General features: G+C 70.9%; 20 protein-coding genes and 4 tRNA genes. 8 read left to right on the forward strand and 16 right to left on the reverse strand.

Annotated features, from left to right (window positions below; genetic code table 11):
• Nucleotides 1-140 precede the first annotated feature (140 nt).
• On the reverse strand, nt 141-1,601 hold the full coding sequence (yczR, locus tag A6A25_RS02785; RefSeq protein ID WP_073886080.1) for a MocR-like transcription factor YczR: 1,461 nt from the start codon (nt 1,599-1,601) through the stop codon (nt 141-143).
• A 61-nt stretch (nt 1,602-1,662) separates the two neighbouring features.
• Here yczR and yczE point away from each other — a divergent pair, with 61 nt between their 5' ends.
• On the forward strand, nt 1,663-2,292 hold the full coding sequence (yczE, locus tag A6A25_RS43815) for a membrane protein YczE (protein ID WP_073886081.1): 630 nt from the start codon (nt 1,663-1,665) through the stop codon (nt 2,290-2,292).
• Here yczE and A6A25_RS02795 read toward each other — a convergent pair.
• Both A6A25_RS02795 and A6A25_RS02800 read right to left on the reverse strand, forming a co-directional pair.
• A complete protein-coding gene (locus A6A25_RS02795; protein WP_143192922.1) occupies nt 2,261-2,797 on the reverse strand; it encodes a Clp protease N-terminal domain-containing protein in 537 nt (178 codons plus the stop codon). The genes yczE and A6A25_RS02795 overlap by 32 nt on opposite strands.
• Nucleotides 2,794-3,006: a helix-turn-helix domain-containing protein gene (locus A6A25_RS02800; protein WP_073886082.1), complete on the reverse strand. Its 213-nt coding sequence runs from the start codon at nt 3,004-3,006 to the stop codon at nt 2,794-2,796. The genes A6A25_RS02795 and A6A25_RS02800 overlap by 4 nt, the downstream gene beginning before the upstream one ends.
• Nucleotides 3,007-3,071: 65 nt before the next feature.
• Between A6A25_RS02800 and A6A25_RS02805 the strand changes: the two genes are divergently transcribed.
• The gene (locus tag A6A25_RS02805) at nt 3,072-3,815 is read left to right on the forward strand and encodes a protein phosphatase 2C domain-containing protein (RefSeq protein WP_073886390.1); all 744 of its coding nucleotides are present in this window, start codon (nt 3,072-3,074) and stop codon (nt 3,813-3,815) included.
• A gap of 44 nt (nt 3,816-3,859) precedes the next feature.
• On the opposite strand, the gene A6A25_RS02810 is transcribed toward A6A25_RS02805, so the two are convergent.
• The 4 genes from A6A25_RS02810 to A6A25_RS02825 form a co-directional block, all read right to left on the reverse strand.
• Nucleotides 3,860-3,936 (reverse strand) — tRNA-Phe (locus tag A6A25_RS02810).
• Between the two features lie 35 nt (nt 3,937-3,971).
• Nucleotides 3,972-4,045 (reverse strand) — tRNA-Asp (locus A6A25_RS02815).
• A 28-nt stretch (nt 4,046-4,073) separates the two neighbouring features.
• Nucleotides 4,074-4,146, reverse strand: a tRNA-Glu gene (locus tag A6A25_RS02820).
• A gap of 237 nt (nt 4,147-4,383) precedes the next feature.
• A complete protein-coding gene (locus A6A25_RS02825; protein WP_073886083.1) occupies nt 4,384-4,629 on the reverse strand; it encodes a hypothetical protein in 246 nt (81 codons plus the stop codon).
• 164 nt (nt 4,630-4,793) lie between these two features.
• Here A6A25_RS02825 and A6A25_RS02830 point away from each other — a divergent pair, with 164 nt between their 5' ends.
• Together A6A25_RS02830 and A6A25_RS02835 are read left to right on the forward strand one after the other, a co-directional pair.
• Entirely contained in the window at nt 4,794-5,093 is a 300-nt protein-coding gene (locus tag A6A25_RS02830) for a hypothetical protein (protein WP_073886084.1), read from the forward strand.
• Nucleotides 5,094-5,358: 265 nt separating this feature from the next.
• A complete protein-coding gene (locus tag A6A25_RS02835) occupies nt 5,359-5,667 on the forward strand; it encodes a hypothetical protein (RefSeq protein WP_073886085.1) in 309 nt (102 codons plus the stop codon).
• Nucleotides 5,668-5,792: 125 nt separating this feature from the next.
• Here the strand turns inward: A6A25_RS02835 and A6A25_RS02840 are convergent, their stop codons facing one another.
• The 3 genes from A6A25_RS02840 to A6A25_RS02850 form a co-directional block, all read right to left on the reverse strand.
• On the reverse strand, nt 5,793-5,996 hold the full coding sequence (locus A6A25_RS02840) for a cold-shock protein (protein ID WP_015105489.1): 204 nt from the start codon (nt 5,994-5,996) through the stop codon (nt 5,793-5,795).
• Between the two features lie 212 nt (nt 5,997-6,208).
• Nucleotides 6,209-7,036, reverse strand: coding sequence for a glutamate ABC transporter substrate-binding protein (locus A6A25_RS02845; RefSeq protein WP_073886086.1), 828 nt, complete (start codon nt 7,034-7,036; stop codon nt 6,209-6,211).
• Between the two features lie 167 nt (nt 7,037-7,203).
• Nucleotides 7,204-8,040 carry an oxygenase MpaB family protein gene (locus A6A25_RS02850; protein ID WP_073886392.1) on the reverse strand — a complete coding sequence of 279 codons (837 nt, stop codon included), beginning with the start codon at nt 8,038-8,040 and terminating at the stop codon, nt 7,204-7,206.
• A 130-nt stretch (nt 8,041-8,170) separates the two neighbouring features.
• Here A6A25_RS02850 and A6A25_RS02855 point away from each other — a divergent pair, with 130 nt between their 5' ends.
• Complete coding sequence (locus A6A25_RS02855) at nt 8,171-8,689, forward strand: excalibur calcium-binding domain-containing protein (protein ID WP_143192923.1); 519 nt, start codon at nt 8,171-8,173, stop codon at nt 8,687-8,689.
• 92 nt (nt 8,690-8,781) lie between these two features.
• On the opposite strand, the gene A6A25_RS02860 is transcribed toward A6A25_RS02855, so the two are convergent.
• The 5 genes from A6A25_RS02860 to A6A25_RS02880 all read right to left on the reverse strand — a co-directional run bounded on the left by A6A25_RS02860 (nt 8,782) and on the right by A6A25_RS02880 (nt 18,651).
• Complete coding sequence (locus A6A25_RS02860) at nt 8,782-13,611, reverse strand: DNA repair ATPase (protein WP_241828464.1); 4,830 nt, start codon at nt 13,609-13,611, stop codon at nt 8,782-8,784.
• On the reverse strand, nt 13,608-15,605 hold the full coding sequence (locus A6A25_RS02865; protein WP_073886089.1) for an SPFH domain-containing protein: 1,998 nt from the start codon (nt 15,603-15,605) through the stop codon (nt 13,608-13,610). The genes A6A25_RS02860 and A6A25_RS02865 overlap by 4 nt, the downstream gene beginning before the upstream one ends.
• Nucleotides 15,605-16,189 (reverse strand): hypothetical protein, encoded by a 585-nt coding sequence (locus A6A25_RS02870; RefSeq protein WP_073886090.1) that lies wholly within the window; start codon nt 16,187-16,189, stop codon nt 15,605-15,607. Before A6A25_RS02870 ends, A6A25_RS02865 begins: the two co-directional genes overlap by 1 nt.
• 80 nt (nt 16,190-16,269) lie before the next feature.
• Nucleotides 16,270-17,490 (reverse strand): hypothetical protein, encoded by a 1,221-nt coding sequence (locus tag A6A25_RS02875; RefSeq protein WP_073886091.1) that lies wholly within the window; start codon nt 17,488-17,490, stop codon nt 16,270-16,272.
• A gap of 303 nt (nt 17,491-17,793) precedes the next feature.
• Nucleotides 17,794-18,651 carry an exodeoxyribonuclease III gene (locus A6A25_RS02880; RefSeq protein WP_073886092.1) on the reverse strand — a complete coding sequence of 286 codons (858 nt, stop codon included), beginning with the start codon at nt 18,649-18,651 and terminating at the stop codon, nt 17,794-17,796.
• Nucleotides 18,652-18,807: 156 nt separating this feature from the next.
• On the opposite strand from A6A25_RS02880, the gene A6A25_RS02885 reads away from it, so the two are divergent.
• The 3 genes from A6A25_RS02885 to A6A25_RS02895 all read left to right on the forward strand — a co-directional run bounded on the left by A6A25_RS02885 (nt 18,808) and on the right by A6A25_RS02895 (nt 20,152).
• A tRNA-Lys gene (locus A6A25_RS02885) sits at nt 18,808-18,880 on the forward strand.
• Nucleotides 18,881-19,142: 262 nt separating this feature from the next.
• Nucleotides 19,143-19,613 carry a hypothetical protein gene (locus A6A25_RS02890; protein WP_073886093.1) on the forward strand — a complete coding sequence of 157 codons (471 nt, stop codon included), beginning with the start codon at nt 19,143-19,145 and terminating at the stop codon, nt 19,611-19,613.
• Nucleotides 19,614-19,660: 47 nt separating this feature from the next.
• A complete protein-coding gene (locus tag A6A25_RS02895; RefSeq protein ID WP_073886094.1) occupies nt 19,661-20,152 on the forward strand; it encodes a GNAT family N-acetyltransferase in 492 nt (163 codons plus the stop codon).
• 115 nt (nt 20,153-20,267) lie between these two features.
• On the opposite strand, the gene A6A25_RS02900 is transcribed toward A6A25_RS02895, so the two are convergent.
• The gene (locus tag A6A25_RS02900; RefSeq protein ID WP_073886095.1) at nt 20,268-20,660 is read right to left on the reverse strand and encodes a PIN domain-containing protein; all 393 of its coding nucleotides are present in this window, start codon (nt 20,658-20,660) and stop codon (nt 20,268-20,270) included.
• Nucleotides 20,661-20,786 lie beyond the last annotated feature (126 nt).

Here is a 20,786-nt window from a genome sequence, read left to right on the forward strand (position 1 = left end):
AAACACCGTTACCGCCCCTCGGTTAAAACATGAGGAGCCCCGCCCAGCCACACCCCGTCCAACCACACCCCGCCCGGCCGCGAGCCGCCCGGCCGCGGGGCAGCCGCAGTGGCGCGGTCGTGATGCGGCACGACGGTTGGTCAGGCGACCGGAACAGCGAGATCCGCGTCGGTCGGCATGGCAGGTCCGGTGACGGAAGCGGCGACGAGGCCCAGGCGGCGCACGGCGTCGCGGAGGATGTCCGGCGGCTGGACGAACGGCAGGCGCAGCCAGCGTTCGAAGCCGCCGTGGGCGCCGAAGCGGGAGCCCGGCGCCAAGCGGATGCCGTGGTTCTGGGCCACGACGGCGATGCGGGTGCTCACCGGTGCGTCCAGCTCGCACCACACGCTGAGCCCGCCCTGAGGGCGGTGGAAGCGCCAGGTCGGGCAGTGCTCGCGCAGGCCCTCCAGCAGCACGTCGCGTTGGGCCGCCAGCTGGGTGCGCCGTTCGCGCAGCGCGGGTTCGGGGTCGGCCAACAGTTCGGCCAGCACCAGCTGCTCGACCACCGCGGAACCCAGGTCGAGCGCGGTGCGGGTGGAGATCAGGCGGTGGACGATTTCGGCGGAGGCGCGGATCCAGCCGATTCGCAGGCCGCCCCAGTGGGATTTGCTGGCCGAGCCCAGGGTCACGACCAGATCCTCGGCGAACGTCGCCATTGGTGGCGGGCCGTCCAGCGGGTCGCCGTCCAGGTCCAACTCGACGACGGTCTCGTCCACCACCAACGGGGTGCGGGCGCGGCGGGCGGTGTCGGCCAGTTCGGCGCGGCCCTCGGCGTCGAGGCGGTGCGCGGTGGGGTTGTGGAAGTCGACCACGACGTAGGCCATGCGCGGTGCGGCTTGGCGCAGGGCGGCGGCGATCCCGGGCAGGTCCCAGCCGGTGTCGGTCATGCCGACCGGCACCGGAATCGCGGAGACGGCCTTGATCGCGTCCAGCGCGTTCGGGTAGCTCGGCTGCTCCACCAGCACGCGGTCACCCGGACCGGTGAACAAGCGGAGGGCCAGGGCCAGCGCGTGCTGCGCGCCGCTGGTCACCACGATCTGGTCCGGTGACGTCGGCAGCCCCCGCGCGGTGTACCGGTCGGCGATGCGCCTGCGCAGCTCGGGCACGCCGTGCTCGTAGTACCCGTGGTCGGCCAGGTGCTCCGGCAGGTACCGTCGGACCTGGTCGAACGCCGCCAGCACACCCGGCAGCGCGGGAGGTGCGGCACGGGCGAAGTCGACCATGCTGTGCCCCACCAACGGGGTGTCCGGCACGACGCCCAACGTGCCCGTCGGCAGGCTGATCCACGACCCCGCACCACGGCGGCTCGCGACCAACCCCTCCGACCGCAGCTGGTCCAGCGCCGCCGTGATCATGGTGCGGCTCACCGGCAGCACCTCGGCCAGCTCGCGCTCGGCGGGCAGCCGCGTGCCGGCGGGCAACCGGCCGTCCAGCACCAGCATCCGGATCGCCGCGGCGAGGTCGGCCGAGCCGTGACGTGTGCCACGACGTCGCCACTCGCCCAGCGATCGGGCCAGGCTGAAGCCGGATATACGTCCACCTGGTGGGACGTCGGAGTTCATAAGGCCAATTATTGCCAATTGGATCTGGAATGCAAGGCCAATCGGCACGAAGGATGGCCACATGCTCGCCGCACTCACCCAGGTCCCGGTCACCGTCTCGCCCGTTCGCCGCGTCCCGCAGCTCATCGTGGGCCTGTGGCTCTACGGGGCGAGCATGGCGCTCCAGATCCGCGCCACCCTGGGCCTGGACCCGTGGGACGTGCTGCACGAGGGCCTGACCAAGATCACCGGATTGTCGTTCGGCCTGATCACGGCGCTCGTCGGCGCGGTGGTCCTGCTGTGCTGGATCCCGCTCAAGCAGAAGCCCGGCGTCGGCACGGTCAGCAACGTGGTGGTCATCGGCGTCGCCGTGGACGTCACGCTCGCGCTCCTGCCGAACCCGACGGACCTGCTGCCGCGCATCCTCTTCCTCGCCGGCGGCATCGTGCTGAACGGCCTGGCCGCCGCCGTCTACATCGGCGCCCGCCTCGGCCCCGGCCCGCGCGACGGCCTGACGACCGGGTTCTGCGCGCGGACCGGGACCTCGTTGCGCCTGGTGCGCACGGTGGTCGAGGTGGCGGTGCTGGCGATCGGCTGGGTGCTCGGCGGCACGATCGGCATCGGCACCGTCCTCTACGCCGTCACCATCGGCCCGCTGACCCAGGCGTTCCTCCCCCTGGTCACCTGGGTGAGCGAGCGACCCGCTTCCTGACCTCCGTGTAGCTCACACCGCGCGCCTCCAGCACCTCGGCCACGAGTCCGCGTTCCGCCAGCAGCGCCAGCAGCATGTGCTCCTGGCCGAGCGTGCCGTGGCCGAGGTCGCGTGCTTCGACCAGGCTGCGCTCCAACGTCTTCTTCGCCGCCGCCGTGAACGGCAGGTGGTTGCCGAAGAACCGCCGCCGTCGGCGGGTGGGCGCACCGGCCAGCGCGCCTTCGCCGTGCGTGCGCTCGACGGACGCCACGATCTGGTCGACGTCGATGCCGAGCCGCCTCAGCGCCTCGGTGTCGGCGTCGCTGAGCCCGCCCTTGCGCCGGGCGGCGGCGAACGCCTCGACCACTTCGTCGCGGGCCAGTTCGAACTCGGCCAGCACCGGCGCGTCGAGCAGCGCCAGCGCCAGGTGCTCGGGCCCGATCTCGGGTGCGTCGAGGCGTTCGGCCTGCACGACGGCCTCGTGGACGGCTTGGCGGGCTGCCCTGGTGAACCGTTCCCCGATCATCGGTCTCCCCCGTGCTTCTTGTGGACGGCCTGCCGGGTGACCCCGAGTTCGGCCGCGATCTCCCGCCATGACCAGCCGCGGGCGCGGGCGTTGCGCACCTGCACGGCTTCGAGTGTTTCCAGCAGCCGGCGCAGCGCGCTCACCGCTCGCAGCCCGACCCTGGGGTCTTGGTCGCCCGCCGCCGAGGCGAGCTCGGTCGCTTCCGTCATGCCGTCAACTTTGGTTGACAAACTCGGGCTTGTCAACCCAGGTTGACGCACTAGGCTCGGTGACGATGCCGGAGATCACCACCGCCGAACGGGCCGGAGTGGGCCGCGACGGCTTGCCGCGCCCCACCGAGGACCGGGTCGTCCTCCTGCCGAACGCCGTGGTGCTGCTGGACGGCGCCACCTCACCGACCCCGCGGGAACGCGACGGCGGCTGGCACTCGCGCCACCTGGCCGGCCAGCTGACCCACTTCGACGGCGACCTGGCCGAGGACCTCGCCGGCGCCATCGCCCGCCTGGCCGCCGAACACGGGCTGAGCCCGGGGAACTCGCCGTCCAGCACGGTCTCGATCACGCGCTGGACCGAGACGGACGTCGACGTGCTGGTGCTCGCGGACAGCCCGGTCGTGGTGTTCACCCACACGGGGGTCGAGGTCGTCGCGGACCACCGCCTGCGCGACCTGCGGGGCCAGGTCGACCGGATCACGGACTGGCGCAACGTCGAGGGCGGCTGGTGGGTGGCCGAGGCGGACCCGGCCGCCGCGTACCGGGCCGTCCGGGCGAGCTGGCCGCGCGACCGGGTCCGCGCGGTGCTCATGGCGACCGACGGCGTGTCCTGCGGCGTGGACGACTACGGCTTGTTCGCCGACTGGCAAAGCGTGTTGGACATCACGTCGGAAAAAGGACCGGAAGCGGTGCTGGACGAGATCCGCGCGGCCGAGGTGGGTGACGCGGATCGCACGAAGTGGCGGCGGGCGAAAGTGCACGACGATCAAGCGCTGGCGGTCATCCGATTCACCACCGGGAAATGAGAAAAGCCCCTCGCGGTAAGCGGAAGGGCTTTCTCATCACGATCTGGTGGCCAGGGGCGGGGTCGAACCGCCGACCTACCGCTTTTCAGGCGGTCGCTCGTACCAACTGAGCTACCTGGCCAGGTAGCGGCTCGACCAACCGGCCGAACAGCCTTGCGACCCAGACGGGACTCGAACCCGCGACCTTCGCCGTGACAGGGCGACGCGCTAACCAACTGCGCCACTGGGCCTTGCTCACTCCTGCCTTACTGTACCGCGTGCCCCCAACGGGATTCGAACCCGCGCTACCGCCTTGAAAGGGCGGGGTCCTAGGCCGCTAGACGATGGGGACCCAGTTCCTCCGGCAGCCCTTGGGCCACCTTCTTTCCCAGGCCCTCCACGCTGTCCGGTGGAAGCATCGTAAGCATAGGGCACGAGGGTCCACACCTCCAAAACGGGGGTCGCACACGTTGTTGACCTGCGATTCCACCCCCGTTCGCGGCGGTTCACCCGTGCGTCGGAGTCACCGCGCGCGCAGACGGCCCCTCCGGGACGAGGCGTCCCGGAGGGGCCGTGACCTACGGATGCCCTACCGCTGCACCGGCGGCACGCCCCCGTCCTCCCCCGGTGACAGCCCGAGCATGTCGAGCAGCAACCGGCAGTCCTCGGCACTGGTGGCACCGCGCGCCACCGACAGCCGAGCCCGGTGCACCTGCTCGTCCGAGATCCGCGACGGTTCACCGGTTCGCTGGGCGGGCACCCCACCGCCGCCCGGCCTGGACATCGTGTCGTCCTGGTTCCACAGGAACTGACGCACTTCAAGGGACCCGCTCATGACGCCTCCCCGACTTGAGGTTGGCGCGAGGCTAAGCGAGCCCATCGAACCGCCGCAGCCCCCCGGAGAGTGATTCAGGTGCGACGGAGCGTCACTTTCCGTGTAGGCCACTTGGTGTCAAGCGTCGCGTGATGTGCTTGTCGCGAACGAGGAGGGTGCAACCCATGACCGAACCGGTACCGGGGCAGACGCCGGAACCAGCGGCAGCGGACGACGCCACCGCGCCACCACCACCGGCCCGCGAGCCCGAAACGGCCGAGCCGGGAACCACAGTGAACCCGCAGGAGCTGTTCGGCAGCCTGTCGCTGTCCGCGATCGAGGCGGACATCGACCGGTTGATGAGCGACAAGATGAGCCAGCTCGACGGGATGCTCGCCGGCCTGGAGGAACTGGTGCAGAAGCTGGAGGGCGAGATCACCAACCTCGAACCGCCGCCCGACGAGGCCGATACCCCCAAGGGGTAGGCACCCGGGCGCGGTCCGCGCGTGAAAGCGGGTCGGGCACGGGGTTCCCGCCATCGACTACCTGAAGATTTCGGGCCAACCCACTCCCCAGGCCCACGTGCGCGTGCAACAATCCGAATTGCTGACACACCCCCGGTCAGCGCCTGTGGAGATCCCCTCCGGCCCCCGCGTTCCTCCCCCTGGCGCGGGGGCCTCTCCAGGCACACATCTGTGACCCAAGCCACAGTTCGCCCGGGTTCGCAATCCAACCGTTATCGTGTCGGCCGTGCCTCTTGGATCCCTTGGACGGTCGAAGTCAGGCCGGCATCGCCCGCCCGCGAACGAGCAGGAAGACGTCCTCCCCGACGAGGAGCTGGAGTCGTACCTGGCGGCCCTCGCCCCGGAGACGACGGACGCGGAGACGACCGCCGGCACCAGCTTCGGCAACGCGCAGGTCTACCAGCTCCGCCTCCAACTGATGGCGAACGAGCAGCTGAAGGAGCTGGCCGCCGAGCGGCAGACCTCACCCCAGGCGCTGGCCACCGAATGGGTCATGCAGCGACTGGAGTGGGAAGCCCGCCAGCGCGGCTACTAGCCCCCTGAAACGCCCCGGCACCCGAAAGCCGGGCCCGAACCCGAACCGCGAACAGGCCCCCGACCATCCCGGTCGGGGGCCTGCCGCGTGTCACCGCGAAGACGAGAGTTTCCGCCTGCGAGCGATCAGACCTTGCGCACGTTCTGGGCCTGCGGACCCTTGGTGCCCTGGCCGATCTCGAACTCGACCCGCTGGTTCTCCTCCAGGGTGCGGAATCCCTGGCCCTGGATCTCCGAGTAGTGCACGAAGACGTCCGGTCCGCCGTTCTCCTGGGCGATGAAGCCGAAGCCCTTCTCGGAGTTGAACCACTTGACAGTGCCCAGTGCCATGTACCTGCCTCCATCGCAGGAAAGCTTGGGGCTGCACCGTGCAGCCCCGGCCGTCCCGGGGCGTTTCCCCCACCGCTGGGGTGGGGACGGCACGCCCGCGTGTCGTTCCGCGAGCGTGAGACACGAACACAGAAACCACGGCCTGCGTGGCTGAGCGTATCGGTTGGTGACGCCCAGCACTACCACCCCGAAGTCACAAGTCCACCGGACAGCTACTTCTCCGTCACCTTGGGTGGCTCCGGCAGTTCGAGGCCGGCCTGGCCGATGTTGCGCTCCAGCGCGGACCGCCACTCGCCGGAGCCGACCATCTTCTCGATGGCCGCGCTGACGTCCGACCGGCCCTCGGCGTCGTCCTTGGCCAGGCCGATGCCGTACCGCTCGGTGGTGAACGGCTCGCCGACGAGCTTGAGCAGCTCCGGGTTCTCGGCCACGTAACCGGCGAGGATGACCTCGTCGGTGGTGACCGCGTCGACGTTGCCCGCGAGCAGGGCGATGACGCAGTCGGAGTACTGGCCGTACTCGACCAGCTGCACGTCCTGAGCGAACTGCTCCTTCACCTTCTGCGCGGACGTCGAGCCGGTGACCGAGCACAGCTTCTTGCCGTTCAGCGTCTCGGGGCCGGTGATCTCGTCGTCGGTGAAGCGGACGAGCACGCCCTGGCCGGTCTCGAAGTACGGTCCGGCGAAGGACACCTGCTCCTTGCGCTTGTCGGTGATCGAGTAGGTGGCGACGACGAAGTCCACCTCGCCGGAGGCGATCAGCTTCTCGCGGTCGGCGGACCGGGCTTCACGCCACGTGATGCCGTCCTCGTCGACACCGAGCTGGGCGGCCACGTACTTGGCGACGTCCACGTCGAAGCCGACGTACTTGCCGTCGAGCCGGCGCTGGCCGAGGCCCGGTTGGTCGAACCGGATCCCGATGGTCAGGTCGCCGTCGTCGGCCTTGCCGGCGAGGGTGTCGTCGCTCGCGCCGCCGCACGCGGCGATCAGGGAGAGGGCCGTGACCAGCGCGGTCGCGGGCAGCAGTCGTCGGAACAGCATGAGGTGCGAACCTCTCGGGGTGCTCGGGAAGGCGGGCGCGGATCGACGCGCCGGACGTTGGCCATGCTAAGCAAACCGAGCGGTCCTCTTAATGCGATAAAGGTCGCAGTGGTCCATGCCACTACGCCGTTCGGCGCAATCCTGGCTGTGAGCCCGCCGACTCGGCGTCAGGACGGCAGGAGCGCTCGCCTGGGCGCAACGCGCAGGCCAAGTCGCCGTATCGCCTTGTTCACGTGGCCTTCGGGCACGCCCCAGCGGATCGGTGCGGGCACCAGCAGCGCGGCGGTGCGGACGGCGCGCAGCAAGGCGGTGGCGGCGGGTTCGGGGTACGGGCGGTGGCCGTGCAGGGCGATGGCCCACTCGGGCAGCACGGAGTAGGCGAGGTGGCCGATCAGCGGTTCGTAGGCGTCCAGGCCGAGGCGCAGCATGCCGTCCACGGGAGGGCGGTGCAGGAACCGGTACACGACTTCGGAGTCCGCGGTGCGCTGGAGGTCGGGCAGCACGGCGGCGAAGTAGTCGGCCATCTCGGCGACGCTGCCGGGCACCTCGTCGGCGTGCAGCCCGACGAGCGCGGCGGTGCGGCGTTGTTCGGCGTAGTAGCGGTCGGCTTGGGCGTCGGTGAGGCGGTAGCCGGCGCGGCGCAGGACGGTGAGGAAGCAGTGCACCTCGGCGCAGTGCACCCACAGCAGCAGCTCGGGGTCGTCGATGCGGAAGCTCTTGCCGGTGGCGTCCTTGGCGCGGAGGGTGCGGTGCACGCCGCGGACGCGTGCGGCGGCGCGTTCGACCTCTTCGGTGGAGCCGTAGCTGACCGTGCCGACGAAGTCCGCGGTGCGCAGGAGGCGGCCCAGCGGGTCCTGCCGGAAGTTGGAGTTCTGGATGATGGCGGCGACCGCGAGGGGGTGCAGGGACTGCAAGTAGAGGCTCGCGATGCCGGCCACCCACATGGCCGGGTCGGCGTGCAGCTGCCAGGTCACGGTTCCCGGTCCCAGCAACCCCTCGTCCACCACCCGATCGTGTCATGTCGTGCCGTGCGGCGTCACCCCCTCGACCTGCCGGAACGGGCTGGGGCGTAACGCCTTCCGCCGGGTGAGCGATTCCACGTGACACCGTGGAGCCGTCGGAGCTGGTGTCGGGATGAGCAGTGGCAGGAGTGTCGCCTTCGCCGGCGTGGCGCTGTTGCTCGCGTCCGGCACGGTCGTGGCGTTGGCGCTCACCGCGGGCGAGCCGCGGCCGGTGGACGTGCGGCAGGTGCACCTGAGCCCGGTGGAGCCCGGGGTGCTCAGCGCCACTCACACGACCACGTTGGAGATCGCGCGGTCGACGACCGTGCCGGCGGTGGTGCCCCCGCCCCCACCGCGGCCCGTGCCGCCGGTCACGACCACCGTGACGGTCGCGCCGACCACGACGTCCGAGCCGCCTCCGTCGTCCAGCACTCCGGTGAGCACGACGTCCACGCGACCGTCGTGGGGGCCCAACTGCGACCACTCCTACGTGACCGATGGCGCGTGCGTGCCGTGGCGGTTCCCGCGTGGGGTGACGCGGTTGTGCGAGTGGCTGCGCGACCAGGGCATCACGCGCATCGAGGTGGTCGGCTGGGACCGCCACCACCTGGACCGGGACCGGGACGGCATCGCGTGCGAGCGCGCCGACTGACCGTGCGCGGGCCGTCCTGAGCGTTGAACTCGGGGGTCCTGAACGTAGGACACGCGCGTTCCGAACGTAGGACTCACGCGGGAGTCCTACGTTCAGCGGTCGGCGAGGCGGTCCAGGGCGGTGCCCACGCGGTCGGTCAGCAGGGACAGGGCGCCCACGGTGCGGGTGGTCGGGTCGTCGGTGGAACCGCCCAGGGCCTGGGCGCGGACGTAGGCCGACTTCACCTCGGCCCAGCGTGCGGCTTGGGCCTCGGTGAGGGTGCCGCGCAGTTCGGCCAGCTTCAGCAGGTTCGCCTCCGCGCCCGAGGTGAGGGTCTGCGCCTCGCCCGCGTAGTGGTCGTCGATCACGGCGGCCAGCTCGGCGTCGTTCATCACCGGCACGACCTTCTCCGCCAGCTTGTTCATGTTCCGGTACGAGCCCTGGAGCTGGAACGGCGGCTCGACGCGCGAGGCGTCGGACTGGGCGGCCGAGGCGATGTACGCCTGGTTGTTGGCCAGCACGACCTCCTGCACGCGCAACAGCTTGCGCAGCACGGACAGCACCTGCTCCAGCTCCACCGCCGGGTACGGGTGCGCGAGCCGGTCGGCCCGCACGTCCTCGCCCCGCGCCATCCGGACCAGCAGCTCCACGTCACCGCGGTCACGGGTGGACAGCGGCGCGAGCACCGGGTTCGACGTCAACGCGTTCTCGACGTAGCTCAACGCGAACAGCTCCTCGCGCCCGGACAGCACGTCGCCCAGGTTCCACACGTCGGCCCGGTTGGCGAGCATGTCCGGGATCCGGAACCGCTTCCCGGACTCGGTGTACGGGTTGCCCGCCATGCACACCGCGAACCGCTTGCCGCGCAGGTCGTAGGTGCGCGTGCCGCCGTCCCAGACGCCTTCCATCCGTCGCTGCGCGTCGCACAACGAGATGAACTTCTGCAGCAGTTCGGGTGACGTGTGCTGGATGTCGTCCAGGTACAGCAGCACGTTGTTGCCCGCCTCCAGCGCGAACGAGATCTTCTCGACCTCCTGCCGCGCGGTGGCGTTCGGCGCGTCCGCCGGGTCGACCGACGTCACGTCGTGGCCCAGCGACGGGCCGTTGACCTTGACGAACACCAGGCCGAGCCGGTTGGCCACGTACTCCATCAACGTGGTCTTGCCGTAGCCGGGCGGGGAGATGAGCAGCAGCAGGCCCATCTGGTCGGTGCGCTTGCCGTCACCCGCCGCGCCGAGCTGCTTGGCCAGGTTGTCGCCGATCAGCGGCAGGTACACCTCGTCCAGCAGCCGGTTGCGCACGAACGCGCTCATCACCTTCGGCCGGTACTCGTCCAGCCGCAGCCGCGCCCGCTCGGCGGCCACGACCTCGTTGCGCCGCCGCTGGTAGGCCCGGTAGGCGGGCACGCGTTCCTCGCGGAACGCGCGGGTGCGGGTCAGCAGCTCGTCCAGCCGGAACGTCAACGTCCGGTCGGTGATCCGCGGGTGCGTGCCGAGCAGGCCGTCGACTCCTGCCTCCAGCTGCGCCGACGAGTCGTGCCGCGGCAGGTCCCGGCACAGCTCCAGCGCCACCGCCTCCGGCAGGTCCGGATCGGCGCGACCGCCCAGGAACGCCTCGTACCAGCCCTCCACCAACCGCCGCCGCACGGCCAGGTCGGCGACCGCGCGCAAGTCCTCGTCAAACTCCTTGCGCCCGCCCAAAGCCCGGTGGAACGCGTCCACCAGAGCGCGCGCTCCGGCACTCGTGGCGAACCCGAACGGCGCGCTGCACAGCTCCTCGAACAGGTACTCGCCCGCCAACGGGTCACCGGCCGCCGCGGACAGCTCGGCGCACAGCTCGTCGATGGCCGCCGTGTGCCCGAACGCCTCCCGCGCCCGCCCCAACGACACCGCACGCCGCTCGAACAGCGCACGCGCGTCCTCGTCCGCCGAAGCCCAGAACAGCTGCGCCGCCGCCCGCGCCGACGGCGGGTACCGCAGCACGCCCGCGCCCGCGTGCAGCCGCAGCACCACGTCGAGGATCCGGGCCGCGTCGTGGTCGTGCACGCCCCGCTCGTAGCCCTCGTCCAGCCGCGCCTCGGCCACCTGCCGCACCAGGTCGACCAGCCGGTCCTCGGTGACGGCGGCGTGCAGCGCGTCCACCGGGTGCGTGGCCAGGATCGAGGTGGCCAGGTGCTCGGCCCGGTACACCTCGGTCGTCTCCGACACCAGCAGCTGGTCCCAGAACGGCCTGGTGTCGGCGAACGCGGGATCGCGCACGGGCGAGCGGAAGTCAGTGCCGGTGACGGCGAACGACAGCCCGCCGTCCTTCGGCACCAGGGTCAGGTCCACCGGCTGGGTGTTCACCGCGAACCGGTGCCTGCCGAGCTTGATCGTCTCGCCGTCGAACAGGTCCAGCCGGTCGCGCAGCGAGCGGCCCGCCTCCTGCCGCGCGGCCAGCACCCGGCCGTCCAGCTCCTCGGCCCGCACCTGGTCGCCGAGCGCGCGCAGCTCCTCGGCCACCGAGCGGACCTTCGCCACCATCGGGTCGGTCGCGAAGTAGGTGTTGACCTCGTCCAGGGACGCCAGTGACGCCACCCGCCTGGTCACGCTCGCCAGGATCCGGTCGGCCGACGACGCCAGCCGGTCCGCGCGCCGGGCCCGCTCGTCCAGCAACGCCTGCTTGCGCGACGAGAACGCCTCGTAGACGTCGGTGCGCTTGGTGCCGAGCTGGGCGAGGAAGTCGTCGAACTCGCCGAATCGCGACTCCAGGTTCTCCAGCTGCAGCAGCAGCCGGCCGAGCTGCTCGTCGCACCGCTGCGGCGTGTCCGCGACCGCCAGCGCACCGGTGATCGCCTGGCCCAGCAGCGCGAACTCGGCGGCGAACTCGGCCCGGCCCTCAGTGGCCAGCAGGGCGCGCCTGCGACCGTCCACGGTGGCCCGGGCCCGGTTCAGCCCGCCGAGCACCTCGCCGATGCGCTCCAGGATCGACGTGCGCACGGTGGCGTCGGCGATCTCCAGCGAACCGACGACCTCGGTCAGCACCTCCAGGCCGCGCTGCTGCTCGCCCAGTTCCTCGACCACCGGCCCGGCCTCGGCGACCGTGCCGATCGCGTCCGCCTTGGCGACCAGCTCCTCGACCTGCCCGTGGTAGCCGGCGAACGCGTCGTCGCGGCGCAGGTGCTCGACCGCGCGCCGCGCCGTGCCGCCCAGCTCCTCGTCCAGCGACGACACCAGGGCGTCGATGCGCGCCACGTCGGCGTACCGCAGCTCCTTCAACGTCACCAGGTGCCCCTGCGCCTGCCGCAGGTCGGCCAGCTGCCGCACCCACGCGTCGGCGGTCGTGGGCACCTCGCCGCGCACCCGGCGGACCAGCGACGCGATCCGCTCGTCGGCCTCGGCCACCGCCGTCGCCGCCTGGTCGGTCAGCGCCTGCACGGTCTCGAACTCGTCCAGCACCTGCTCGGCCGTCGCCCGCACCTGCGTCAACGGGGTGCGCAGGTCTTCCAGCTCCGGCTCGCCCAGCCAGTGGTAGGCGTCGAACACCCTGGTGCAGGAGGCGATCAGGTCCTCGAACACCGGCACGGACGGCGCCATCTCGCCGACCATCCGGGTCACCGACAGGCAGTCGGAGATGCCGCGCACCAGGTCGGCGTTCCCGACCCGCTCCAGCGGGCCCGTGCCCACCGGCTGCGCGGCGGCGTAGGCGTCGGACAGGTACGGCGTCTGCCACACCTGCATCGGGTGCACGCGGGTCGGCTCGTCGCTCATCGCGCGGAACACGACCAGCGTGCCGTCGTCGAACAGCGAGTACCCGTGGCACGAGAGCGGGTTCGCCACTTCCTTGCGGATCACGTTGTAGGGCAGCAGCAGCGACCGGCCGTCGCGGCGGGCGTGGAAGACGTACAGCACGTCCTCGCCGTTGGTGGAGCGGATGACCCGCTCGAACTCCAGCTCGTCCACCGGGGTGTCGAACGTCTTGCTGACGCCCGTGGCCAGGTAGTAGCCGCCGGGGAAGATCAGGCCCTGGTCCTCGGGCAGGCGCTGGCACGCCTGGCCGATGCCGTCCAGCCGCACCACCGACCGGGTGCGGGTGTTGAACACCAGGTGCCGCCACGCCGTCTCGTTGTACGGGCGGATGCGCAGCAGGATCAGCGAGCCGACCCGCGCGTAGTGCACGTCGCCGTCGGCCAGCGACTGCAGCGGCTCGTCCACCGGCTCGGTGTAGACGCCCTCGCCGGTCTCGGTGTTGTTCTCCACCTTGATGGTGAGGTCGCCGTTGATCGTCTCGACGAAGACCTCGTCCTCGATCGAGATGTGCGGGTGCCGTCCCAGCACGTGGTGCTCGCGGCCCGTGACGACCCACTCGAAGTCGTGCGACGGCGGGAACACGTGGTCGCGCTCGCCCCGGTTGTCCAGGTACTTCACGCTGCCGTCCACGCCGACCTGCCAGCGCAGCACCCGGATGTCCTCGATCCGGGCGCCGGTCTGGAACACGGCCAGCAGCCTGCCCTCCACCCGGCGCAGCTGGATCAGCCTGGTGTCCCGGTAGTACCGGTAGAGCTCGGCGAAGTCCTTCTCGAACCGCGGGTCGCGCAGCAGGCCGGGCAGCTCGTCGTCCGCCGCGTCCTCGAACCGGAACGCGTCGCCGTCCCGCGTGAAGCGGTGCAGCGAGAACACGTCGTCGACCGTCGTCTCCGGCTTGAGGCCGATGAAGACGTTGTAGCCGAACAGCATCAGCCCGGCGACCTGAACGACATCGCGCGGCACGCAGTTGTGCTCGGTGCGGATCCGCTCGGTGCCCAGCAGGGTCAGCTCGGCGCTGCCGAACGCCTCCAGGCGGCGGGCGTTGAGCGCTTCCGCCCGGCGGGCGAGCCCGGCCGCCTGCTCGGCCAGCCGGGCCCGCAGCACCTCGTAGGTGCCCGCCTCCAACGTCGCCGGCGCCGCTTCCACTGGCGTGGTCACGATAGCGAGGCGACCGGCCGCTCGGCCACGCCCAGGCGCTGCGCGGCGGCCAGCAGCTCGCGCAGCTTGCCCTCGTCCGGGCCACCGGAGTTGATCAGCTTGAGCAGCAGCGCGGACACGGTCAGGTTCTTCACGTCACCGGTGCTGATCGAGCCGAGCAGCCTGCCGATGTCGTCGGTGAAGCTCGCCGACCCGTCCAGCCACGGCCCCGCCAGCGTCTGCGCCACGTCGGAGTGCCCGACGAACCCGTCGACCTGCTTGCCCATCGTGATGGCGCCGACGATCCGGTCGAAGAACATGCTGTCGCCGCCGACGATGTCGATGTCGGCCTTCTCCAGGCCCGCGGCCAGCACCAACGCCTGCGACTCGGCCACCTGCCGCTGCACGTCGATCCCGGCCAGCCGGACCTCCTTGTCGGCCTCCAACCGCAGCCGGTACTCCTCGTGCTCGCGGGTGGCGCTGTCCAACGCGGCCATCGCGCCCGCCTTGTCCGCCAGGCCTTCCGCCTCGCCCTTCAGCTTCTCGCGGATCGCCAGCGCGGCCACGAGCGCCTTCTCCTTCTCCACCACGGCCTCGGCGCGGCCGACCTTCTCGATCGCCTCGGCGTCGCGCTCGCGCACCTGCACGTCGGCCAGCCCGCTCGCCGCCGCCTCGGCCTGCTTGCCCTCGGCCAGCCGGATCATCGCGCGGGTGTCCAGCTCGGCGGCCTGCTGGCGCGCCTCGGCGAGCAGCAGCTCCTCGCGGGCCTTGAACTTCGCGGCCTGCTCGGCGGCCTCGGCCGCCTTGATGTCCTTGACCAGGCCCTCCTGCGCCTCGGCCTCGGCCTTGATCACCACGGTCTGGCGCTGCCGCTCGGCCTCCTCGACCGCGCGCAGCCGCTTGATGATCTCCTCCTGCTCGGCCACGGTCTTCTCCACCGCGATGCGCTCGCGCACCACCTCGGCGATCGACCGCTTCTCCGCTTCGAGCTCCTTGTCCGCGGCGATCCGGGACAGCTCGGTCTCCCGCTCCCGGCCGATGACCTCCAGCAGCCGGTCCTTCTCGATGCGCTCGGTCTCGATCGCGATCACGCGTTCGCGGTTCTTCTCCGCCACCGCGATCTCGCGCGCCTTGTTCTCGGTCTGGATGCCCAGCTGCTCGTCCGTGCGGATGTGCGCGGTGTTGGCCTTGAGGCGTTCCTCGGCCTGCACCTTGGCGATCTCGGCTTCCTCGCGGGCGCGCATGGTCTCGACCTCGCGCTTCTGCTTGATCTCCGCGTCGGCCTGGCGGCGCTCCAGCTCCAGGATCGCCTCACGCGCCTCGACGTTCTGGCGGGTGATCTCCTTCTCCTCGTGCCGGGTGAACTCGTTCGTGCGCACGTGCTCGATCGCGGTCAGCTCGGTGATCTTGCGGATGCCCTGCGCGTCGAGGATGTTCGACGGGTTGAGCTGCGCCATCGGCGTCTGCTCCAGGTAGTCGATCGCCGCGTCCTCCAGGCTGTAGCCGTTGAGGTCGGTGCCGATGACCTGGATGATCCGGTCGCGGAACTCGTCGCGCTTGGTGTAGAGGTCGATGAAGTCGAGCTGCTTGCCGACCGTCTTCAACGCCTCGGAGAACTTGGCGTTGAACAGCTCCTGCAACGTCTGCTCGTCGCTCGCGCGGGCCGTGCCGATGGCCTGCGCGACCTTGATGACGTCCTCGACGGTCTTGTTGACCCGCACGAAGAACGTGATCCGGATGTCGGCCCGGATGTTGTCCTGGCAGATCAGGCCTTCCTGGCCGGCGCGGCGGATCTCGATGGTCTTCACCGAGATGTCCATGATCTCCGCGCGGTGCAGCACCGGCAGCACCACGGCGCCGGTGAACGTGACGTCCACCTTGCGCACCTTGGAGATGATCAGCGCCTTGCCCTGGTCGATCTTGCGGAACAGGCGGCTGATCAGGATCAGCAGGCCGATGACGACGACCAGGACTACGGCGATCAGGATGCCGAACCCGGTGGTGATGACGTCCATCAGTTGTGGTCCCCCCGTGTGAGAGTCGGGCTGTGTCCGATGTCGAGGGACGCGACCCAGAAGAACTCGCCGTCCACGTCGTAGTCGAAGATGAGAGCGGTGGTGCCCGCGGTCAGCGGGTCGTCGCCCGGCTGCCGCACCTGGACGACGGCCGACGAGCCGTCTTCGGCGGTGACCTCCGCCTGGCCGAACGTCCGCGTCACGCGACCCGTGCGGATGACGCACGTGCGACCGACGAAGTCCAATCGCGACGCCGGTGGATCGGTCGGGAACAGCCGCTTCAGCGGCGGCATCACCAGCCGGGTCAGCACCAGGCCGACGGCGAGCGCACCGCCGAGCACGCCCGTGCCCGCGAGCACCGAAGGCGGTTCGAGCACCACGACACCCGCCAGGCACGCGAACCAGGAGAACGCGATCAGCAGCGAGATCCCGAGGGTCGCGGGCACACCGCCGACGTCCAGCTCGACCCAGTCCGCGTCCGCCGCGCCGAAGGTGACCAGCAGCCAGTAGGCCACCACGATCGCCAGCAGGACGCTCAGCACCGCGACCGGGAAACCCAGCGCCGCCGCGAAGAACTCCCCCATGTACCCCCCTTTCGCGGGACCCTAACCCGAAAACGGCGGAAACCTGACGGGAATGACGCAACGCGGTCGGACCACCCCGATCAGTGCACGAGCAGACCGGACACCTTCGTCATCGGGTTGCCCGCGTAGCTGACCACGGCGCCGTCGGCGAACGGCATGGACCGGATGCTCATGCCCGCGAACCCCTGGTCGGTCACGAACCAGCCCCACGTCGTCAGCCACGGCCGGTCGTCGCCCGGCACGACGTCGGGCGTGGGCCGCACGCGTTCCTGCACGACGTAGGGCTGCTTCACCACGTCGTCCAGCACCTCGACCCACTCCCGGTCGGTCATGAGCCAGCCCGGGTGCACGCCCGCACCCGCGAACCCGCCCGCCGCCTTGACGATCAGGTTCTCCCGGTCCGCGCGCAGCCGGTCACGCGGCACGTCCCGCACCGAACGGGTCCACGGCACCAGCCGGTCCACCAACGCCTTCTCGTCGTCGCTGAGCACCTCGCGGTGCTCGGACAGCAGCGCGATGGTCGACTTGCTGCCGTAGTAGAAGCTCGACAGCGGTGTGTAGAGCTCGGTCTTGTGGCCCTTGGCCAAGGTCTCGGCGTGGCCGACGGCCTGGGTCGCGGAGAAGTACCGGACCACCACGTCCAGCTTCGCGCCGCGCAGGTACAGGTAGCCGTCGCGGGTGGTCAGCTCGTGCAGCTCGCCGAGCAGCACGTCCACGCCCAGCCGCGCGCAGGTTTCCTGGAAGCTCGCGAAACCCTTGGCGAACCTGGTCAGCATCCCGCCCTCTTCGAGGAACGCGATGGTGCGGTCGCGGCCGACGGCGTCGAGCAGCTTCTCGACCGGGTGGAAGTAGCCCAGGCCGTGCTCGCGCACGAACGGCTGAAACCCGGGCTCCTCGTGGATGGCCTTGGAGATCTCGCCGAGGTCCGGGCCACCGAGCTGCGAGCCCGCGTTGACCTCCAGCAGCCGGAAGCCGTCGCCGACCCGGTAGATGTCCGCGCGGCCGTGCACCGGCGGCCGGTCCGAACCCATGATCGCGGCTTCCTCCGGCGGGATGCCGAGGGCTTCGGCGAACCGGGTGAAGCTGCCGCCGAACATCTTGCGGGGTAAGGAGAAGAGCAGCTCGAAGAAGTCCAGCACGTCGGCCGCGACGTCGTGCGCGGTGTGCTCGTCGAGGAAGAACGGGCGGTCGACCAGCCGGTGGCCGTAGGCGGCGCGCAGGGCCGGTGGCAGGTCGAGCCGCCCCATCACCCCGTGCAGACTCTCGTCGTCCAGGTACGCCTGCGTCACGTGGTCGGTCACCGTCGCCGCTCCTCCGGGTCGTGGGTCGGCGCACATGATGGCGGAGCGGTCAGCCGGCGAGCATCCCCCCGAAGTGGCGCCCGCACCGGCACCGAAGTCGCCGTGGAGCGCGGACCTGGAGCGTGACGAGCCGGCCGGCCAGTGCCGCGACCGGCAGCCTTTGCCCCGTCTTTCGCCGGTCAGACGGGTGGATCGGGGTGCCGGCCCCACGTCCTCATCCTGGCCGGATGGGGGCGTGGGGCCGGTGCCGCGAGTCGCCCCGCTGAGCGCCGGAAGACGCGGTGAAGGTTGCCGGTCGCGGCACTAGGACTGGGGCAGCTTCACCGTCTTGCGGGTGCGCGGCGCGGAGGGCGGCGGCACGACCGGGCCGATGTCGCCGTCCGGTGCCTCGTCCAGGTCCACGATCACGGGGGCGTGGTCGCTCGGCCCGGTGCCCTTGCGCGCGTGCCGGTCGACCCACGCGGCCTTCACCCGCGCCGCCACCGGCGTGGACGCCAGCACCAGGTCGATGCGCATGCCGAGGTCCTGGTGGAACATCCCGGCCCGGTAGTCCCAGTAGGTGAAGACCCGCTCGTCCGGCCACCGGTCGCGGACCACGTCGTGCAGCCCGACCGCCTGCAGCGCCGCCAACGCCTCCCGTTCGGGCGCGGTCACGTGCGTGTGGCCGACGTAGGCCGCCGGGTCGAACACGTCGGCGTCGGCGGGCGCGATGTTGACGTCCCCGCACACCACGGCATCCTCCGGACCGGCCGCGACCACGTCCCGCAACGCCGCCAACCAGGCCAGCTTGTAGTGGTAGTGGTCGGAGTCCGGCGTGCGCCCGTTGGGCACGTAGACGGAGTGCACCCGCACCCCACCACACGTCGCCGCCACCGCCCGCGCTTCGGGATCCGGGAACCCGGGCCCGTCGGCGAGCCCGTTCACCACGTCGTCCAGCCCGACCCGGGACAGGATCGCGACGCCGTTCCACCGGCCCTCACCGTGCACCGCCACCTCGTACCCGCGGCCGGACAGCTCCTCGCCGAGGAGCGCGGTGAACGCGTCGTCCGCGAGTTTCGTCTCCTGCAGGCAGACCACATCGGGCTGCCGCTGGTCGAGCCACGGCAAGAACCGGGGCACCCGCTGCTTGACCGAGTTCACGTTCCAAGTAGCCACCCGCACACGCCCACGGTAGTCCGAACACCCGGCCCCGACGCACCACCAACCCCCTGACCAGCACCGCACCGTCTCCTGGCGGACGGAACGTGACACCACCCACACCACCGCCCCCACCACCCCGCTCACCGACCGCCCCGGTCTCGGTAAGCTGTCGGGCAAGGGCTGCTAGCTCAATTGGCAGAGCAGGAGACTTTTAATCTTCGGGTTCAGGGTTCGAGTCCCTGGCGGCCCACGTCCTTGGGCGAGGTGTGTCGACGGAAAGCGTCGACCATCTCGTCCGTCGTGTTTTCCGGGGGTGCAACCCCCGGACCCCGCCCGGCGGGCGCTGCCCCCGGACCCCCGCTCGTAGGTGGTCGGGGGTGTGGGTTCTTCTGCTGTGTGGTCAGGTGTGCTATTTCGATTCCGCCTGCCCGGAAATCAGTAAGTGCGTGCCAACTCCACCGGAACGGGTGATCGCGGTGGCGGGTGGGGGCGGTGGGCGATAAGCAGGTGCCATGCACCTCGCTGTGGCACTCGCACTCGTGGCCTCGTTCACGTCCGTGTCCGGGGAACTGACCAGTTACGACGCACGCGTACCCGCCGGGGCGCGGGCGGAGGTGGTGGCCGGGGCCGTGGACGGCGGCACGGTGGTGTTGTTGCGCACCAGTGGCCTGTTGCCGAACCGGGACTACGGCGCGCACGCGCACGTGAACCCCTGCGGGCCCGCGCCGGCTGATGCCGGGCCGCACTACCAGCACGTCCAAGGCGGGGCGACGGATCCCGCGTTCGCCAACCCGCGCAACGAGATCTGGCTCGACTTCACCACCGACGCGCACGGTCGGGGCTCGGCGATGACGCGGGTGCCGTGGCAGTTCGGCGAACGGCGTGCCGGGTCGATCGTGTTGCACGAGGAGCACACGCACACCGAACCCGGTCAGGCGGGCACGGCGGGAGCCCGCGTCGGCTGCCTCACCGTGCCGTTCTGACCTGCCCGGACACCGGAATTGTCGTACCCCGCCGGCATCCTGCCCCCATGACCGCGACCATCGACCTCCAGCCGTGGTCCGACGGTGATCTCGGGCTGCTGCGGCAGCTGAACGCACCGGAGCTGAAGGCGCACCTCGGCGGACCGGAGTCGGAGGAGCAGGTCGTCGACCGGCATCGGCGTTATCTCGTGCTCGGCGACGGCCGGATGTTCCGGGTCGAGGTCGACGGCGTGCCCGCGGGCAGCGTCGGGTACTGGGAGCGGCGGTGGCGGGGCGAGGTGGTGTGGGAGCTTGGGTGGGGCGTGCTGCCGGGGTTCCAGGGGCGCGGGGTGGCCTCGGCGGCGGCGCGGGCCGCGGTGGAGGCCGCCCGGGCGGAGGGGACGCACCGGTCGGCGCACGCGTTCCCGTCGGTGGACCACCCGGCGTCCAACGCGGTGTGCCGCAAGGCCGGGTTCACCCTGCTCGGCGAAGCAGACTTCGAGTACCCGCCGGGCCACTGGATGCGGTGCCACGACTGGGTGGTGGTGCTCAAGGCTTGACCTCCAGCGCGGACGAGGTCGCAGGATCGGGCGCCGACGGACGGGGTGCGTGGTGCTCGCCAAGTGGATCACCTGTGACCGGCCGGCATCCGGCTGCCCGATGCCAACGCCCGGGTCAAATGACGACGAGCGGCACGCGCACCCCGGCCGCGTCCGCGAGCTTCCCGAGATCACCGGGATCCGAGGTCAACACGGCGCAGTTGTGGCCGATCGCCCCGATGACGACCGCCGCGTCCACGACATCCGCCGTACCCGCCAGGGCGAGCAACCGTCCGACCGCTTCGGCGACGTCTTCGCTGAACGGCACGGACCTGCACATCCGGCGCAGCATCGCGACCGGTGCCTGCCGAGAGCCCGCCCGCCACACCTGCGCCAGCACCACCGTGGGCAGGAGTGCGGGCGCTCCCGCTTCCAACGCGTCCCGACATGCCCCGTAGACGCGCCCCCTCGGATTCGCTTCGACGTGGATCAGCGCACCGGCATCCAGGATCAGGCCGCGAGCACTCAACCCGCTCGCCTGTCACTCGGCAACCCCAGCAACCGGCTCAGTGCCGCCGTCCGGGCTGCCGCGTCCTCAGGCGACTCCGGCACACCGACGCCTGCCTCCGCGAGTTGAGCGCGCACCTGCTCCAGC

Origin of the sequence: Saccharothrix sp. CB00851 (assembly GCF_001905065.1) — a bacterium.
GTDB lineage: Bacteria > Actinomycetota > Actinomycetes > Mycobacteriales > Pseudonocardiaceae > Actinosynnema.